Consider the following 16,878-nt stretch of genomic DNA (forward strand, 5'->3'; position numbering starts at 1 on the left):
CGCGCAAAGGGGTTCGGCGGCCTCTGCCCATCCATGACCTGGCCCCGGGCAGAGGCCGTTCGGCGGCCACTCTGGCACACCGCCGATCCGACCCGCCCGGTCGTCTCACCAGTCGAAAAGGCCGCGGCGGGCGCGGTGCTCGGACCACCGGGCCGGCCTGCGGTTCCTCAGCCGAGGGCGGTTCGCAGCGCGGACAGGACGGCGGCCGGGTCGGCCAGGGCGTGGTGCACCGGCGGGACGGGCAGGTCGAGTCCGAGCAGTCGGTGGACGGCGTGCATGGCGCCGCGCACCGAGTACTCGACGGTGAACACGACGTCTTCCGGGATTTCGACGTACTGGCCGAGGAAGGCGAAGTTCCGTGCTCCGTGCGGGATCACCCGGGGCCGGTCGTGCACCGAGCGGCGGGCGAACTGGCTGGTGATGTAGGGCATCATCACCGTGGTGACCGTGGTGGTGGCGTGCACCTCCTCCGCGATGTCCTCGAAGCCCAGCTGGCCGAGGAGTTCGGTGAGGATCTCCCGCCCGGTGCACTCGGCCATGGCCTTGCCGGTGTACTCGCCCGGGGCGTCCATGATCAGGCCGTACCCCCACAGGGTGAACACGTCCTCGGGCTGACCCTCGAAGTGCGGCGGGCGGGGGACGACGACCGACATCAGCCAGGGAGAGTCCTTGAAGGTCATCAGCGCGCCGGTGCCCGCCGCGTTGCCGCTGAACTTCTCGATCCGCTCGAGCAGCGCGGGGCTGCGCATGGTGAGGGTGAAGGACTCCCAGGCGGCCTCGGCGACATTGCCGTTGAAGACCGCCGGTCGGCCGAAGTCGGGCGCCTTGCGCGACAGGGTCTCCCACAGCGTCCAGCTGCCGTCCCTCTTGTCCCGGACCAGCTCGGGCACGGTGTCGTCGCCGCCGTGCGCGGCGTCGGCGGTCATCGAGCCGAGCGTGATGAACGCCAGGTCCAGGTCGGCGAGTTCGACCGTCTCCCGGCCGCTCTCCCGCCGCAGGTGGATGCGCCGGGCACGGCGGATGCCGTTCTGCTCGGTGAAGTCGACGTCGGTGACGGTGACACCGTGCTCGATGCGCACCCCGCGCTCCAGCAGCCACCTGGTGAGGGGCCGGACGACGGAGTCGTACTGGTTGAGCCGGGTGCGGCGGACGCCGGACAGGGTGTGGATGCGCGGGAACTCCTGGAGGAAGCGCAGGAAGTAGCGCTTCAGCTCGATCGCGCTGTGCCAGTTCTGGAACGCGAAGGTGGTGCGCCACATCGCCCAGAAGTTCGTGGCGAAGAAGTGCTCGGAGAACACCTCGTCGATCCGCCGGGCGCCGATCGCCGACTCGGGTGTGACCAGCAGCCGGGCCAGCTCCAGCCGGTCACGGGTGTCGAGGCCGAGCCGGGACGCATCCACGATCCGGTGGTCGCGGTCGATCAGCCGGGCCCTGGCGTCGGTCGGCCACTCCCGGTTGAAGTCGATGATCTCCTGGCGGACGGAGACGCTCTCGTCGTCCAGGGTCGGGATCGACTCCAGCAGGTTCCACAGGCAGGTGTACGCCTCGTCCTCCAGCATCCGTCCGCCGCGGGTCACGTACGCCCCGTCCGGCGTGCCCCGCCCGTCGAGCGAGCCGCCGGGGAGGGGCATCTGCTCGAGGATGCGGATGTTCTCGCCGGGGACCTCGCCGTCCCGGATCAGGAAGGCCGCGGCTGCCAGAGCGGCTATCCCGCCGCCGACCAGGTACGCCTTCGTGGTGCGCCCGCTGTCGATCATGCCCTGCCCCAGTCTCGTGGAGTCCGCCTGCACCCGTCGGCAGGCGCTGTCCAGCCTCCGGCACCCGGGAGCGGTCCGGGCAGGGACCCGAAGTCCCCTCCCCAGGGCCGCAGGTCCCTCCCGGAGGCCGGGACTGCGGCCGGGACCTTCGGCCCCTCGGTGTACCCCCACCGGCCGCTCTCCGGGGCGGCGCCCGGGCCGCAGTCTGGAGCCGGAGGCGCGGCGACCACCGCAGCGCCCCATCCGCACACCGAGCGACGCCGACCCGAAAGGCTGGTCCCGCCATGCCCCGCCGCCCGCACCCCGAGCAGCAGCCCACTTGGGGCGACGCCCCGGGAGCCGTCGCCGTGCTCGTCACCCGCGCCCTGACGGCCCTGCAGGAGTACGCGGACTTCACCCAGGAGCAGGTCGACCGCATCGTCAAGAAGGCGTCCCTGGCCGCCCTGGCCCGCCACACCGACCTCGCGGTGGCGGCGGTCGAGGAGACCGGGCGGGGCCTCTTCGAGGACAAGGCGGTGAAGAACGTCTTCGCCTGCGAGAACGTCACCCATGCGATGGCCGGGACGAAGACGGTCGGGGTGGTGCGCCGGGACGAGATCGACGGGATCGTGGAGATCGCCGAACCGGTCGGTGTCGTCGCAGGCGTCACCCCGGTCACCAACCCCACCTCGACCACGATCTTCAAGTGCCTGCTGGCGCTGAAGACCCGCAACCCGATCGTCTTCGCCTTCCACCCCTCGGCGCAGCGCTGCTCCGCCGAGGCGGCCCGGATCGTCCGGGACGCGGCGGTGGCGGCCGGGGCGCCGGAGCACTGCATCCAGTGGATCGAGGAGCCGTCGATGGCGGCCACCCACGCCCTGATGAACCACCCGGACGTGGCCACCGTCCTGGCCACGGGCGGCAATGCGATGGTCCGGGCGGCGTACTCCTGCGGCAAGCCGGCCCTCGGCGTGGGAGCGGGCAACGTCCCGGCGTACGTCGAGAAGAGCGCCGACCTGAAGCGCGCCGTGAACGACATCGTGCTGTCGAAGACCTTCGACAACGGCATGATCTGTGCCTCCGAGCAGGCCGTCGTCCTGGACGCCGAGATCCGCGAGGCCGCCCTGGCCGAGTTCCGGAAGCTGAAGGCGCACCGTGCGAGCGCCGAGGAGAAGGTGCTGCTGGAGCGCCACCTGTTCGGTGCGGGCGAGGGCGACTCCTGCGCCGGGGAGCGGCTGAACGCCGGGGTGGTGGGGCGATCGGCAGCGCAGATCGCCGAGGCGGCCGGCTTCGAGGTGCCGGCCGACACCTCGGTGATCCTGGTGGACGTCGAGGCGGTCGGGCCGTCCGAGCCGCTGACCCGGGAGAAGCTCTGCCCGGTACTGGCCGTGCTGACCGCCCCCTCGCGCCGCGCCGGTGTCGAACTCGCTGCTGCCATGGTGGAGTTCAACGGTCTCGGGCACTCGGCCGCGGTGCACACCGAGGACGCGGCGTTCGTCGAGGAGTTCGGGCACGCGGTCAAGGCGTGCCGGATCGTCTGGAACGCGCCGAGCTCCCAGGGCGGCATCGGCGACGTCTACAACGCCTTCCTGCCCTCGCTGACCCTCGGCTGCGGCAGCTACGGGCACAACTCGGTCTCCGGGAACGTCTCGGCGCTGAACCTCGTCAACATCAAGCGGATCGGGCGGCGCAACACCAACATGCAGTGGTTCAAGGTCCCGCCGAAGATCTACTTCGAGCGCAACTCCGTCAAGTACCTGGCGAGCATGCCGAACGCCCACCGGATCGTGATCGTCACCGACCGGACGATGGTCGAGGTCGGCCACCTGGAGCGGATCAGGGGCATCCTGGACCGCCGCAGCGAGCCGGTCGAGGTGCGGGTGGTCGACTTCGTCGAACCGAACCCCAGCATCGACACGGTCCGCAAGGGCGCCGAGCTGATGCAGGGCTTCCGGCCGGACACCATCGTCGCGCTCGGCGGCGGCTCGCCCATGGACGCCGCCAAGGTGATGTGGCTGATGTACGAGCACCCGGAGGTGGAGTTCGCGGACCTGAAGGAGAAGTTCTTCGACATCCGCAAGCGCGCCTTCACCTTCCCCGACCTGGGGGAGAAGGCCAAGCTGGTGTGCATCCCCACCACCTCGGGCACCGGGTCCGAGGTCACCCCGTTCGCGGTGATCACCGACACCGCCACCGGCCAGAAGTACCCCCTCGCCGACTACGCGCTCACCCCGAGCGTGGCCATCGTCGACCCGGCCCTGACCACGCGCCTGCCGAAGGACGTCACCGCGGACTCGGGCTTCGACGCCCTCACCCACTGCATCGAGACCTACGTCTCGGTCTACGCCAACGACTTCACCGACGGCCTGGCCCTGCAGGGCATCCGGCTGATCTTCGACCACCTGGAGCGGGCCGTCCTCGACGGACCCGGCGACCCGGTGGCGCGGGAGAGGATGCACAACGCCGGCACCATCGCCGGCATGGCCTTCGGCTCCGCCTTCCTCGGCGTGGTGCACGCCATGGCGCACACCCTCGGCGCGACCTTCCACATCGCCCACGGCCGCACCAACGCGCTCCTGCTGCCGCACGTCATCCGCTACAACGGCTCGGCCCCGTCCAAGGTCACCAGCTGGCCCAAGTACCGGAGCTACATCGCCCCCGAGCGCTACCGGTCGATCGCCCGGACGCTCGGCCTGCCCGCCGACACCCCGGAGCAGGGCGTGGAGTCGCTCGCCGCCGCCGTCGAGGACCTGCGCGACCGGGTGGGCATCCCGCGCTCCTTCAAGGAGGCGGGCGTCGACGAGGCGGCCTTCCTGGCGGCGCTGCCGCAGCAGGCGATGAACGCCTACGAGGACCAGTGCGCCCCGGCCAACCCGCGCATGCCGATGCTCGCCGACATGCAGCAGCTGATGCGCCAGGCCTACTACGGCGTCCGTGACTGAGACCGACCGGCACGCGGGGGCGGGAGAAGGACCATCGGCCCGGCCCCGCGGGCCCCACGGACCTGGGCCGGGCCGTCCGTCCAGCACCACCATGGTGTCGGGAACCCACGACAGGAGCAGCGAAAATGACTGTCCGACAGGCACAGACGGCCACCCGCGGAGCCTGGGACGGCTTCCGGGGCGGCCTGTGGCGGGACGCGATCGACGTGCGCGACTTCGTCCAGCACAACTACACCCCGTACGAAGGCGACGCCGCCTTCCTGGCCGGCCCGACCGGGCGGACCCTGGCGGTCTGGGGCCGGATCACCGACCGCCTCCCCGAGGAGCGGGCCAAGGGCGTCCTCGACGTCGCGTACGACGTCCCCGCCGGCATCACCGCACACGCGCCGGGCTACATCGACCGGGAGGAGGAGCTGATCGTCGGCCTGCAGACCGACGCCCCGCTGAAGCGCGCGATCATGCCCAACGGCGGCTGGCGGATGGTCGCGGGCGCGCTGAAGACCTACGGCTACCCCGTGCCGGCCGAGCTGGAGAAGGTGTTCACCGAGTACCGCAAGACGCACAACGACGGTGTGTTCGACGCGTACACCCCGGAGATCCTCGCCGCCCGGAAGGCCGGCATCATCACCGGCCTGCCCGACGCCTACGGCCGGGGGCGGATCATCGGCGACTACCGGCGGGTTCCCCTCTACGGCGTGGACCGGCTGATCGAGGCCAAGCGGGCCGAGAAGGCGCAGCTCGACGCCCCGCCCCGCGACCCGCACCGGCTCGAGGAGGTCCTGCGCGAGCGCGAGGAGCTCGCCGAGCAGATCCGTGCACTGGGCGAGCTCAAGCAGATGGCGGCGTCCTACGGCCACGACGTCTCCCGGCCGGCCGCCACCGCCCGCGAGGCCGTGCAGTGGCTGTACTTCGCCTACCTGGCGGCGGTGAAGGAGCAGAACGGTGCCGCGATGTCGCTGGGGCGCACCTCCACCTTCCTCGACGTCTACCTCCAGCGCGACCTCGACGCCGGCCTCCTGACCGAGCAGCAGGCCCAGGAACTGGTCGACGACTTCGTCATCAAGCTCCGGATCGTGCGGTTCCTGCGGACCCCGGAGTACGACGAACTGTTCTCCGGGGACCCGACCTGGGTCACCGAGTCGATCGGCGGCATCGGCGAGGACGGCCGCCCCCTCGTCACCCGCACCTCCTTCCGCTACCTGCAGACCCTCTACAACCTGGGCCCGGCCCCGGAGCCGAACCTGACCGTGTTCTGGTCGCCCCGGCTGCCGCGGGGCTTCAAGGAGTTCTGCGCCAAGGTGTCGATCGACACCTCCAGCGTCCAGTACGAGTCGGACGAGCTGATGCGTCCGCGCTTCGGCGACGACACCGCGATCGCCTGCTGCGTCTCCGCGATGCCGGTCGGCAAGCAGATGCAGTTCTTCGGCGCGAGGGTCAACCTCGCCAAGACGCTCCTGTACGCGATCAACGGTGGACGCGACGAGATCTCCGGCGTCCAGGTGGGCCCCGAGACCGCACCCCTCACCGGCGAAGTCCTGGACTACGACGAGGTCGTGGCCGCGCTCGACGTGCAGATGGACTGGCTGGCGGCCACCTACGTCCACGCGCTGAACGTCATCCACTACATGCACGACAAGTACGCCTACGAGCGTCTGGAGATGGCCCTGCACGACCGGGACGTCCGGCGCACCATGGCCTGCGGCATCGCCGGCCTCGCCGTGGCGGCCGACTCGCTGTCCGCGGTCCGGTACGCCACCGTGCGGCCCGTGCGGGACGACACCGGGCTGGTGGTCGACTACCTGGTGGAGGGCGAGTACCCGGCGTACGGCAACAACGACGACCGGGCCGACGGGATCGCGGTGCGGCTGGTCGAGGAGTTCATGGAGAAGGTGCGCAGGCACCCGACCTACCGGGGCGCCGAGCACACCCAGTCGGTGCTGACCATCACCTCCAACGTCGTCTACGGCAAGAAGACCGGGAACACCCCGGACGGCCGCCGGGCCGGCGAACCGTTCTCCCCGGGTGCCAACCCGATGAACGGCCGCGACCGGCACGGCTACGTCGCCGCCGCCCTGTCGGTCGCCAAACTCCCCTACGAGCAGGCCGAGGACGGCATCTCGCTCACCAACACCGTCACCCCCGAGGCGCTCGGGCGCACGGACGAGGAGCGGACGGCGAACCTGGTCGGCGTGCTGGACGGCTACGTCGCCTGCCGCGGCTTCCACATGAACGTCAACGTCCTCCAGCGGGACACCCTGCTGGACGCGATGGAGCACCCCGACAGGTACCCCCAGCTGACCATCCGCGTCAGCGGCTACGCGGTCAACTTCGTCCGGCTCACCCGGGAGCAGCAGCTCGACGTGATCAACCGGACCTTCCACGAGGCGCTGTAGCCCCGCCAGCCCCGGGCACGGTGCCGACGCCCGCGACACGGGCGCCGGCACCGCGCCCCCCGCGCAAGGAGAACGAGGATGACCGGAGCAGCCGTACCCCCCGCCACTCCCGCCGTCACCCCGGCCGGCGCCGCCACCCGGCGCGCGGTGACCGGCATGCTGCACTCCTGGGACCTGTCCACCGGCGTGGACGGCCCCGGCACCCGCTTCGTCGCCTTCCTCGCCGGCTGCCCGCTGCGCTGCCTCTACTGCCACAACCCCGACACCTGGCACATGCGTGACGGCCGCCGCACCTCGGCCGACGAGATCGTCCGCGAAGCCGCCAAGTACACCCGGTTCATCCACACCGCCGGCGGCGGCGCCACCATCAGCGGCGGCGAACCGCTCCTCCAACCCGTCCTCACCGGAGAGCTGCTCCACCGCTTCAAGACCGAACTGGGCCTGCACACCGCCCTGGACACCTCCGGGTACCTCGGCGACCGCGCCACCGACGCGCTGCTCGCCGACACCGACCTCGTCCTGCTGGACATCAAGTCCTGGGACCGCACGCTCTACCACCACCTGACGGGCCGGAAGCTCGCGCCCACGCTGGACTTCGCCCGCCGTCTGGCCGACCTCGGCAAGGAGGTCTGGGTCCGCTTCGTCCTCGTCCCCCACCTGACCGACGCCGCCGAGAACGTCGAAGGCATCGCCGCCTTCGCCGCCTCACTCGGCAACGTCGGCCGGGTGGACGTGCTGCCCTTCCACAGACTCGGCGCCGCCAAATGGCGCGCACTCGGCCTCGACTTCACGCTCGCCGACACCCCGGCACCCACCGCCGACCAGACCGCCGCCGCCCGCGCCGTCTTCACCGCGCACGGCCTCCACGCCGTCTGACCCCCGCGCACGGCCGGTGGGCGCGATCAGACCGTCATGGCGGTGGCGGAGTTCGTCCGGGGCGCGGGGGCCGGACTGACCGTCAGCCCGACGGCGGTGGTGGCCGACGGGGGATCGCCGCAGTGTTCGCCCCGCTGGGCGTGTGGTTCTGCCGCCGCGCCGCGCAGCCGGCGCCCGCCGTGCCGGGGGAGCCCGGCATCCGTCGGTGCGCCGCCCGTAGGGAGTCGGCCACCAGGCGGACGAGGGCCGGGAGCGCCGCCCGGACAGGGGCGCTGAGGCCGGCACCAACGCCGAAGTCGGCTCCCTCGACGGCGTGGACGACGAGGACGCGCGGCAGCCGCTCGAGTGCGGCGGCCAGGGCGACGGTCTCCGCGAGCCCGAACCCGTGGGTGCTGGCCGTGCCGGCCGCCAGCCGGGCGGCCCGGTCGGCGCGGACGGTGTGCAGCCGGCCCGGGCGTCCCGGACGCGCGTACACCGCTTCGGCGACGACCACGGTGTCCGCCGGGCACCACAGGTCCATGAGCCGACCGGGGTCGCCGTCGCTCACGGCGAGTTCCGCGGCCGGCCGGCCCCGGGCCCTCAGCGCCTCGATCACGGCCGGCCCCGCACCGTCGTCCCGGCGGAAGGGATTGCCGACGCCGATCACCACCACCCGGCCGCTCATTCCCGCTCCACCGAGAGGTCCAGGAAGTGCGCCGAGCAGGAGATGCACGGATCGTGGTTGCGGACGGCCCGCTCGCACAGCGCGGCCAGCTCCTCGTCCCCGACGGCCGTGCGGGACCGCGCCAGCCGGGTCTGCACCTGTCGGCGCAGGTCGTCCTCGACGGCCGCCTGGTTCTGTGCGGTGGGCGGCACGATCCGGGCGGCGGTGACGGTGCCGTCCGGGCCGAGCGCGTACCGGTGGTACAGCAGGCCGCGGGGCGCCTCGGTCGCGGCGCAGCCGACGGCCTCCCGCGGGGGCACGTCGACGTGGGGCACGGCCGGAGGCCGGTAGTCGTCGATGACGAGCAGGGCCTCCTCCAGCGCGTGCACCACCTCGACGGCCCGGACGACGATGCTGCGGTACGGGTTGCGGCACACCTCTCCCGCCGTCGGGTCGCCGAGGCCCGCGGCGCGCGCCGCCTCGGCGGCCGCGGGATGCAGCCGGCGGCCGTTGAGCGCGTAACGGGCGAGCGAGCCGGTGAGGTGGGGGCGCCCGTCCAGTCTCGACTGGAGCGCCGTGGAGTACGGGACCTGCTCCTCGACCACGTGCTCCTCGAACTCCTCCACCGGGAATCCCCGTACGCGGTGCGCACTGCCGGGGGCGGGAAGGACCGCCGGGGTCCCGGAGTCGACGGCGTAGCGTCCGGGGTCGTGCAGCGCCAGGAACTCGCCGTCGAAGGACGCCTCGGGGAAGTCGAAGGCGGCGACCCACCGCACGGCTTCCAGGGCCTCGTCCCGTGCGCGGCGCAGGCGGTCGGCGAGCGGCCGGAGCTCCGCCCTCGACGGTGTGCGGTAGAAGCCGCCGATCCTGATGTTGACCGGGTGGATCGGGCGCCCGCCGAGCAGTTCCACCACGGCGTTGCCCGCCTGTTTGATCCGCAGGCCCCGTTCGACGGCGGCGCGGTCCGTGCGGGCGAGTTCGACGGCGTCGGCGCAGCCGAGGAAGTCGGGGGCGTGCAGCAGGTGGATGTGCAGGGACTGGCTCTCGATCCACTCGCCGTAGTAGAGCAGGCGGCGCAACTGCGCGATCGGTCCGTCGACGGTGACCCCGCAGGCGGCTTCGATCGCCTGGCATGCCGTCATCTGGTAGGCGACCGGACAGATCCCGCAGATCCGGGCGGTGAGGTCGGGGGGTTCGGTGTGGCCGCGGCCGACCAGGAAGGCCTCGAAGAAGCGCGGCGGTTCGTAGATCCGCAGTTCGGCCGCGGTGACCTCGCCGCCTTGCAGCCGCAGCCGGACGGCCCCCTCGCCCTCCACCCTGGCCAGGGCGTCCAGTCGCAGGACGCGGGACATCCGGTGGCTCACTGCGGCTCCTCCGGGGCGGGGCCGGCGGCGATGTCCGGGACGGGCCCGTACTCGGGTGCCGCGGCGTTGAAGGTGCGGAAGACCCGGACGACGTCCTGTGCGGACATGCCGTCCCGGCCCAGCTGGCGCACCATCGACTCCAGGTTGGGGCCGGCCACAGGCCCGAAGCATCCGTAGCAGCCGCGCCGGTACGCGGGGCAGATGGCGCCGCAGCCGGCATGGGTGACCGGGCCCAGGCACGGCGTGCCGTGGGCGACGGTCACACAGGTGGTTCCGCGGATCTTGCACTCGAAGCAGACGCTGTGCGCCGGAATGCCGGGCTTGCGGCCGGACAGGAAAGCGGTGATCACTTCGAGCAGTTGGCGCCTGTCGATCGGGCAGCCGCGCAGTTCGAAGTCGACCGGCACGTGCGCCGAGATCGGTGTCGAGGTGTCCAGGGTGGCGATGAACTCGGGCCGGGCGTAGACGGCGGCGCGGAATTCGGCGACGTCCGCGAAGTTGCGCAGCGCCTGGACACCGCCGGCCGTCGCGCACGCGCCGATGGTGACCAGGCGGCGCGAGACGTCACGGACGTGCCGGATCCGCCGGGCGTCCTCGGCCGTGGTGACCGAGCCCTCGACCAGCGACAGGTCGTACGGCCCGGCGCCCTCCAGGCCCGCCGGGCCCTGCCCGCCGCCGCTCTCCGTGCCGCCGGCCTCGGCGCTGCTCATCTCCAGGAAGTGCGAGATCCGCACCCGGTCGGCGAGTGCCAGCAGTTCGTCCTCGCAGTCGAGGAGCGTCAGCTGGCATCCGTCGCAGGAGGCGAACTTCCACACCGCCAGGGTCGGCCTGCCGTCACCGTCCACGTCTACAACTCCCTCACCGAAAGCAGTTGCCGGGACACCGCGCAGTCGACCACCGGGCCGTCGCGGCACAGCAGCAGCGGACCGAGCTGGCAGTGGCCGCAGTGCCCCGTGCCGCAGCGCATGTTGCGCTCCAGCGAGAGCTGGATGCGGTCGGCCGGTACGCCCCGGGCCAGCAACGCGTCTGCGGTGCGGCGCATCATGACCTCGGGCCCGCACACCAGCGCCGCGGTGCCGGGGCCGGGCTCCACCCGGTCCAGCAGGGCGGTCACCACGCCCACGCTGCCCGACCACTCCCGGTCGGGCCGGTCCACCGTCACCTCCACCCGGGCCGTGCCGCCCCAGGCCGCGACCTCGTCGGGGTAGAGGAGATCGGCCGGGGTCCGTGTGCCCACCAGGACGGACAGGCGGCCGGCCGGGCCCAGCAGCCGGTGCACGACCGGGCGCAGCGGAGCGAGTCCGATGCCGCCGGCGACCACCAGGACGTCGGCGTCCGCTGTTCCGGTCAGATTCCAGCCGGTGCCGAACGGCCCCCGCAGCCCGACGGGGCTGCCCGGTCCGAGCCGGCCCAGGGCAGCGGAGACGGCACCGACCGAGCGGACGGTGAACGTCACCGTCGCGCCGTCGATGGCGCTGACGGAGATCGGGACCTCCCCGACGCCGAAGGCGTACACCATGGCGAACTGCCCGGGCGAGAAGCCGGGCAGCGGTGCGTCCTGCGCGACGAGTTCGAGCGAGACGCTGTCGGCGGTCTCCGGCCGGGCGGAGGCCACCCGGTACGGCACGGGCACCGCGCTCACGAGCGGTCGCCCCCGTCCGGGGCGTAGAGGTCCAGCAGCCGCAGCCGGGTGGCCTGGAGCCGCTCGGCGATGACGGCGGCGCACCGCACCGCCAGCTCGTGGCCGAGCTCCGGTACGGCCTCGCACAGCGCCCGGACCTCGGCGGCGGGGAACTCCCGGGCGGTGACCGGCCCGAGCGTCCTCGCGCCCAGGTGCCAGCGGTAGGGCGGGAAGAGCCAGGACCAGCCGAGCAGCTGGCCGGGCCCCACGGTCTCGACCACCGGCGGGCGGCGCCCGGGTACGTACAGGTCCAGGGCGACCTCGCCGGAACGGATCAGCCAGAACCGGTCGGCGGGGCCCCCTTCGTCGAACAGCCGGCTGTCCGCGGGGAACTCCCGGTCGCGGGCGAGCGCGAGGAGACCGTCCCGGTGGGCGTCCGGCAGGCCGTCCAGCAGCCGCTGCGGCTCGGTCACGGCTGCTCGCCCCCGCTCCGGGCGTCCCGTCGGCCGGCCCAGTCGTTCAGGGCCGCGGCCTCCTCGGTGATGTCGATCGCGACCGGACACCAGACGATGCACCGCCCGCATCCCACGCAGCCCGAGGAACCGAACTGGTCCCACCACGTGCCGAGCTTGTGGGTGAGCCACTGCCGGTAGCGGCTCGGCGCGGACGCGCGCACCGGCCCGCCGTGCAGGTACGAGTGGTCGAGGTCGAAGCACGAGTCCCACAGGCGCCACCGCTCGGCGTGATCGCCGGTCAGATCGGTGACGTCCTGGGTGGTGGTGCAGAAGCAGGTCGGGCAGACCATGGTGCAGTTCCCGCACGTCAGGCAGCGCTCGGCCACCTCGTCCCAGCGCGGGGCGTCCAGTGTCCCGGCCATCAGCCGGTGCAGGTCCACCTCCGGCATGCTGCGGCCCATCCGGTCGGCGGCGGAGGCGACACCCTCCCGAGCCGCATCGACCGTCTGCGGGTCCGCGGGCCGCAGCGGCAGTCGGGCGAGGATCTCGGCGCCCTCCGGGCTGCCGCTGCGGATCCAGAACCGGTGGTCCCCGGGGTCGGCCACCTCGGTCAGCACCAGGTCGTACCCGGGGCCGGCCGCCGGGCCGGTCCCCATCGACACGCAGAAGCAGGTGCCGCCGGGTTCGGTGCACTCGACCGAGACGAGGAACGCTCCCGTCCGCCGCCCCTGGTAGACCGGATCGCGGTGCTGCCCGCCGAGCAGGACACGGTCCTGCACGGCGATGGCCCTCAGATCGCACGGCCGTACCCCGAGGAACGCATAGCGGTGCGGTGCGGGCTCGTCCGTCTCCACCGACAGTCGGCCGGTCGACCGGTCGGCCTGCCACTGGCGGACTCGCGCCGGGTGCAGGTAGGTCTTCCAGGAATGCGGCCCCGCCGCGTTGGCGAAGGCCGCGCGATCGGCCCGCTCACGCAGCCGGTACGACCCGGCCTCCAGCTCGACGCCCCAGCCGTAGGGCAGCTGCTCCGCGGAGGCGAGTTCGTCCAGCACGATCGCGCCGTCCCGAACGGTCGGGCCCACCACGGTGAAGCCGCGGGCCTGCAGGATCTCCACCAGTGCTGCCAGACCGTCGGTGCCGATCACACCGGAGCCGTCCGGCGGACCCGGACTGCCGCCGTCCACCGCCATGCGTGCACCCTCCTCGCCAGCCGTCCGTCCCATCTGTCGCACGGAATGGCCGCCGTCGTCGGGACCCACGCCCTCGGCCACCGCACCGTACGCCCGGACGGGTGCATCGGCCGGGCGGGACCGAACGGTCTGCGGACCCGTACCGGCCGGTCCTCTTCGCCCGGCGACGTGCCCGACCGTGCACCTCGGTGACGGCCCGTTCGGTCGGCCCCAGGCCCGGGCAGTGCCTGCTCAGTCGCGCCGGACGTCGCCGTTGCGGGGCTTGCGGGCGGCGCGTCCGGTCCAGACCGGTTCGAACTCGGCCCAGGACCGCTGCCAGGCAGCGTCGGCCCGGCGGTTCAGGCCGGCCAGCCGGAGGCCGAGACCGCAGGCGACGGGGGTGAGCAGTCCGCCGAGGACGAGCAGGCCGGAGCTCACGGCGCCGGGGAGCAGCTCGGCGGTGCTCGGTGGGGCAGTGGCGAGCCGGCCGGTGTCGTCGACCCAGACGGCGGTGGTGGAGCCCGCCCGGGCCCATCGGGTCAGACCGACCGCGCCGCTGTTGGGCTGTCCGGAGGGGTATGTCCATGCCGCGGTGGCCCGGTAGCGGTCGGTCTGCGCGTCGGGGGTGCCGGCCGTGGAGCGGGCCGCGGTGAGCAGGACCGCGTCGACGCGGTGCAGGTGGGATGCCGCCGCCTCCGCGCGGCGTTCGGCCGCGCCGAGGTCGGCCCTGGCGAACGCGGCGCCGAGCACCGCCGCCAGGCCGACTGCGAGCGCGGCGAGGACCAGTGAGCGGCTGCGGGCCCGGTCCACCGCCCGCGCCAGGTCGTTGTGCTCTGCGCCGAAGGCCCGGCACAGGTGCCTGCGCCATGGGCGGGGGATGCGGGTGCGGCGCGTGCCGGCCATCGGGAACTCCTCTACGGACGGGTACGTGCTCGGGAGCGGACGGGGAGACAGGCCCTAGTCGTGCGGGACCACCGCGACCGGGGCGGCGGAGTGGTGGAGCACGGCATGGGCGACGGAACCGAGCCGTGTCCCCACGGGGTGGTGGCGGTCGCGGCGGCCGACGACGACGAGGTCGGCCCCGGCGGAGGCGGCCACCACGGCGTGGGCGGCCCCGCCGAGCCGGGTTTCGGCGACCACGTCGACGTCCGGGTGAGCGGCGCGTGCTCCGGCGAGCGCCTTGGCGAGGACGGCCTGTTCGGTGGCCTCCTGGGTGGTGGCGTCCACCTGCGGCGGCACCCAGCCGGCGGCCGTCCATGCGGGCACCAGGTCCCAGCCGTGGACCGCGCGCAGCCGTGCTCCGCGTCGGGCGGCCTCGGCGAAGGCGAAGTCCAGCACGGCCTCCGATGCGTGGTGGCCGTCCACGCCGACGACGATCTCCCGGCGGGCCGGTCCGGCGCCCTCCGGCTCGGCGGTGCCGTCCGATCGGACCAGGACCAGCGGGACGTCCACGCGGGCCGCCACCGCGAGACCGACCGAGCCGACCAACAGCCCGGCGAAGCCGCCGAGCCCGCGCGAACCGAGAACGATCAGCTCCTGGCCCTCGGCGGCCGAGAGCAGGGCGTCGGCCGGGTCCTCGTCGACCACGGCGGTCTCGACGGGCAGACCGGGGTGGGCCCGGCGGACCCGTTCGGCGGTCTCGGCCAGGGCACGCAGTGCGGCCGGGCGCAGTTCCGAGGCGAGGGAGTCGTGGGCGTACGCGGTGTCCGGCCAGGGCCGGGCGTGCAGGATCCGCAGGCCGGCGCCGCGGCGGACGGCCTCCTCGGCGGCCCACCGCACCGCCGACTCGCTCCGGGGCGATCCGTCGGTCCCGGTCAGAACCCAGCGCGTCATCTCTTTCCTCCTGTGGCGATCGGGCGGTGTGCGGCCGGAACCGTTGTCGGTCCTGCGCCCTGAGAACTCTGTCGCCGTCGACCCGGTGGGCACAGGGACCGACCGGGCCGACGAGAGGGCCAGTGGTCCCTGACGGCACCGCAATCCCGGGACCGGTCGACCTCCGGCGGTCGACCTCCCGCCGTTCGGACCCGCCCGTGCGGGACCACCGGGGCCCGGAGGCGGGACTGACGCCGGTCGGACAGGGACCGACGTCCCTGGGAACGGACCCGGCCGCGCTCGGAGGATCTTCACCGTGAGCGACGGGCCGACCGGTGCCGTCCGTTCGCCCGAGCAGATCGCAAAGGAGCGCCCCGGCCACTACGGCCTGATCACTCCGGTGCTGTAGGACCGGAGCGCGGCGCGCCGGTGGCGGAGGCCCGTGGACCCGGGCTGTCCCGTCACCGGCGCGGACAACGGGCCGGGCTGAAGGTCCCGGCGGTGCGGGCCCGCACGGCCCTCACCAACCGCCGCCGGACAAGCGATGGTTGAGAAAATCGGACACGACAGGGAGAGAAAGCCATGAGTGAGCGGACCGGATCGGAGCGGCGGATCGTGGTCGGTGTCGACGGATCACCCGCCTCGATCGACGCCTTGCGGTGGGCCCTCGGACAGGCCCGTCCGCAGGGTGCCGCGGTCGAGGCACTGACCGCCTGGCAGTACCCGGTGGCCACCGGCTGGACCGTCCCGGTCGAAGTGGACCAGGACCTCGCCGGCATGGCACGCAAGACGCTGGAGGAGAGCATCGCGTCGGCGGCCGGAGCGGTCGACCCGGTCGAGGTCCGCACCGTCGTGGTGGAGGGCGGCGCCGTGCAGTGCCTGCTCGACGCGGCCCGCGGTGCCGACCTCCTCGTGGTCGGGAGCCGGGGACTCGGCGGGTTCACCGGCGCGCTGCTGGGATCGGTCAGCCAGCACTGCGTGCAGCATGCGCCGTGTCCCGTGGTCGTGATCCGCCACCCCAAGCCCTGATCCCGGCATACGGCCCCAGCACGCCCGCGGCGCCCGTCCGGGCCCGCCCGAACCGGAAAGGAGCGCCGTCCCGTGCGGCACCGCATCGTAGGAGAGCTGATGACCTCGGCCGTCGTCCATGTACGGCCCGGCACCGGCTTCAAGGAGATCGCCCGGCTCCTGGCCGAGCACGACATCACCTCCGTACCCGTGCTCGACCACGAGGACCGGCCGGTCGGCCTGGTCTCCGAGGCCGACCTGCTGCTCAACGAAGCCGCTCGGGAGGATCCCGCAGGCCTGCTGCCCACCCCGCACCTGGAGCCCCGTGAACGCGCGCGCAGCAGGGCCACCACGGCAGCAGGCCTGATGACCGCTCCGGTGGTGTGCGCCCGGCCCGAGTGGACCGTCGTCGAGGCCGCCCGGCTGATGCAGGGCGAGCGGCTCAAGCGGCTGCCGGTCGTCGACGAGGCGGGACGACTCGTCGGCATCGTCAGCAGCAGTGACCTGCTGCGCGTCTTCCTCCGCCACGACCGGGCGATCCGGGAGGAGATCCGCCGTGACGTCCTCCGCGACACCCTGGACATCGACCCGGACACGCTTGACGTCCAGGTGCACGACGGGCTCGTCACCCTGGTCGGCACCGTCGAACACCGCGGCCAGGTCCCGGTGGTGGAACGGCTGTGCCGGAGCGTGGACGGCGTCATCGGCGTGACCGGCCACCTCGGCCACCGGACGGACTCCGGGGGAGCCCAGGTGTCCGAGGAGTACTCCCCGGCGACCTCGTAGACCCACCGGCTGCCGTCCTCCCCGTCGCCGACCGGCATCGGCCCGTCCTGCGGCCCGGTCGGCCTCAGCGCCC

The 16,878-nt window shown here is 73.2% G+C and carries 14 protein-coding genes; 5 read left to right on the forward strand and 9 right to left on the reverse strand.

Annotation, left to right across the window (positions count from 1 at the left end):
- Positions 1 to 167 precede the first annotated feature (167 nt).
- A complete protein-coding gene (locus tag AB0M03_RS01405; protein WP_363487090.1) occupies positions 168 to 1,757 on the reverse strand; it encodes an oleate hydratase in 1,590 nt (529 codons plus the stop codon).
- Between the two features lie 284 nt (positions 1,758 to 2,041).
- Here AB0M03_RS01405 and adhE point away from each other — a divergent pair, with 284 nt between their 5' ends.
- The 3 genes from adhE to pflA all read left to right on the forward strand — a co-directional run bounded on the left by adhE (position 2,042) and on the right by pflA (position 7,947).
- Positions 2,042 to 4,678: a bifunctional acetaldehyde-CoA/alcohol dehydrogenase gene (adhE, locus tag AB0M03_RS01410; RefSeq protein WP_363487092.1), complete on the forward strand. Its 2,637-nt coding sequence runs from the start codon at positions 2,042 to 2,044 to the stop codon at positions 4,676 to 4,678.
- A 125-nt stretch (positions 4,679 to 4,803) separates the two neighbouring features.
- Positions 4,804 to 7,071: a formate C-acetyltransferase gene (gene pflB, locus AB0M03_RS01415; RefSeq protein WP_363487094.1), complete on the forward strand. Its 2,268-nt coding sequence runs from the start codon at positions 4,804 to 4,806 to the stop codon at positions 7,069 to 7,071.
- Between the two features lie 78 nt (positions 7,072 to 7,149).
- Positions 7,150 to 7,947 (forward strand): pyruvate formate-lyase-activating protein, encoded by a 798-nt coding sequence (gene pflA / locus AB0M03_RS01420; RefSeq protein WP_363487097.1) that lies wholly within the window; start codon positions 7,150 to 7,152, stop codon positions 7,945 to 7,947.
- An 82-nt stretch (positions 7,948 to 8,029) separates the two neighbouring features.
- On the opposite strand, the gene AB0M03_RS01425 is transcribed toward pflA, so the two are convergent.
- The 8 genes from AB0M03_RS01425 to AB0M03_RS01460 all read right to left on the reverse strand — a co-directional run bounded on the left by AB0M03_RS01425 (position 8,030) and on the right by AB0M03_RS01460 (position 15,032).
- Positions 8,030 to 8,611, reverse strand: a complete 582-nt coding sequence (locus AB0M03_RS01425; protein ID WP_363487099.1) for a hydrogenase maturation protease — start codon at positions 8,609 to 8,611, stop codon at positions 8,030 to 8,032.
- Positions 8,608 to 9,954: a nickel-dependent hydrogenase large subunit gene (locus AB0M03_RS01430; protein WP_363487101.1), complete on the reverse strand. Its 1,347-nt coding sequence runs from the start codon at positions 9,952 to 9,954 to the stop codon at positions 8,608 to 8,610. Before AB0M03_RS01430 ends, AB0M03_RS01425 begins: the two co-directional genes overlap by 4 nt.
- Entirely contained in the window at positions 9,951 to 10,799 is an 849-nt protein-coding gene (locus AB0M03_RS01435) for an oxidoreductase (RefSeq protein WP_363487103.1), read from the reverse strand. The genes AB0M03_RS01430 and AB0M03_RS01435 overlap by 4 nt, the downstream gene beginning before the upstream one ends.
- 2 nt (positions 10,800 to 10,801) lie before the next feature.
- The gene (locus AB0M03_RS01440; RefSeq protein ID WP_363487105.1) at positions 10,802 to 11,596 is read right to left on the reverse strand and encodes an FAD/NAD(P)-binding protein; all 795 of its coding nucleotides are present in this window, start codon (positions 11,594 to 11,596) and stop codon (positions 10,802 to 10,804) included.
- Positions 11,593 to 12,048, reverse strand: a complete 456-nt coding sequence (locus AB0M03_RS01445; protein ID WP_363487107.1) for a cyclic nucleotide-binding domain-containing protein — start codon at positions 12,046 to 12,048, stop codon at positions 11,593 to 11,595. Before AB0M03_RS01445 ends, AB0M03_RS01440 begins: the two co-directional genes overlap by 4 nt.
- A complete protein-coding gene (locus AB0M03_RS01450) occupies positions 12,045 to 13,220 on the reverse strand; it encodes a 4Fe-4S dicluster domain-containing protein (protein WP_363487109.1) in 1,176 nt (391 codons plus the stop codon). Before AB0M03_RS01450 ends, AB0M03_RS01445 begins: the two co-directional genes overlap by 4 nt.
- Before the next feature lie 231 nt (positions 13,221 to 13,451).
- Entirely contained in the window at positions 13,452 to 14,102 is a 651-nt protein-coding gene (locus AB0M03_RS01455) for a hypothetical protein (RefSeq protein ID WP_363487111.1), read from the reverse strand.
- A 54-nt stretch (positions 14,103 to 14,156) separates the two neighbouring features.
- On the reverse strand, positions 14,157 to 15,032 hold the full coding sequence (locus tag AB0M03_RS01460) for a universal stress protein (protein ID WP_363487113.1): 876 nt from the start codon (positions 15,030 to 15,032) through the stop codon (positions 14,157 to 14,159).
- Between the two features lie 561 nt (positions 15,033 to 15,593).
- On the opposite strand from AB0M03_RS01460, the gene AB0M03_RS01465 reads away from it, so the two are divergent.
- A complete protein-coding gene (locus AB0M03_RS01465; protein ID WP_363487115.1) occupies positions 15,594 to 16,040 on the forward strand; it encodes a universal stress protein in 447 nt (148 codons plus the stop codon).
- Between the two features lie 72 nt (positions 16,041 to 16,112).
- Complete coding sequence (locus tag AB0M03_RS01470; protein WP_363487117.1) at positions 16,113 to 16,805, forward strand: CBS domain-containing protein; 693 nt, start codon at positions 16,113 to 16,115, stop codon at positions 16,803 to 16,805.
- The last annotated feature ends 73 nt before the right edge of the window (positions 16,806 to 16,878 follow it).

It is taken from the genome of Kitasatospora sp. NPDC051914 (assembly GCF_040680995.1).
Classification (GTDB): domain Bacteria; phylum Actinomycetota; class Actinomycetes; order Streptomycetales; family Streptomycetaceae; genus Kitasatospora.

Excerpts from the sequence above, each read along its gene's own strand:
- AB0M03_RS01460 (WP_363487113.1), bottom strand. The coding sequence starts at position 15,032 with ATGACGCGCTGGGTTCTGACCGGGACCGACGGATCGCCCCGGAGCGAG.
- pflB (WP_363487094.1), top strand. The coding sequence starts at position 4,804 with ATGACTGTCCGACAGGCACAGACGGCCACCCGCGGAGCCTGGGACGGC.
- AB0M03_RS01455 (WP_363487111.1), bottom strand. The coding sequence starts at position 14,102 with ATGGCCGGCACGCGCCGCACCCGCATCCCCCGCCCATGGCGCAGGCAC.
- AB0M03_RS01425 (WP_363487099.1), bottom strand. The coding sequence starts at position 8,611 with ATGAGCGGCCGGGTGGTGGTGATCGGCGTCGGCAATCCCTTCCGCCGG.
- adhE (WP_363487092.1), top strand. The coding sequence starts at position 2,042 with ATGCCCCGCCGCCCGCACCCCGAGCAGCAGCCCACTTGGGGCGACGCC.
- AB0M03_RS01405 (WP_363487090.1), bottom strand. The coding sequence starts at position 1,757 with ATGATCGACAGCGGGCGCACCACGAAGGCGTACCTGGTCGGCGGCGGG.
- pflA (WP_363487097.1), top strand. The coding sequence starts at position 7,150 with ATGACCGGAGCAGCCGTACCCCCCGCCACTCCCGCCGTCACCCCGGCC.
- AB0M03_RS01450 (WP_363487109.1), bottom strand. The coding sequence starts at position 13,220 with ATGGCGGTGGACGGCGGCAGTCCGGGTCCGCCGGACGGCTCCGGTGTG.
- AB0M03_RS01465 (WP_363487115.1), top strand. The coding sequence starts at position 15,594 with ATGAGTGAGCGGACCGGATCGGAGCGGCGGATCGTGGTCGGTGTCGAC.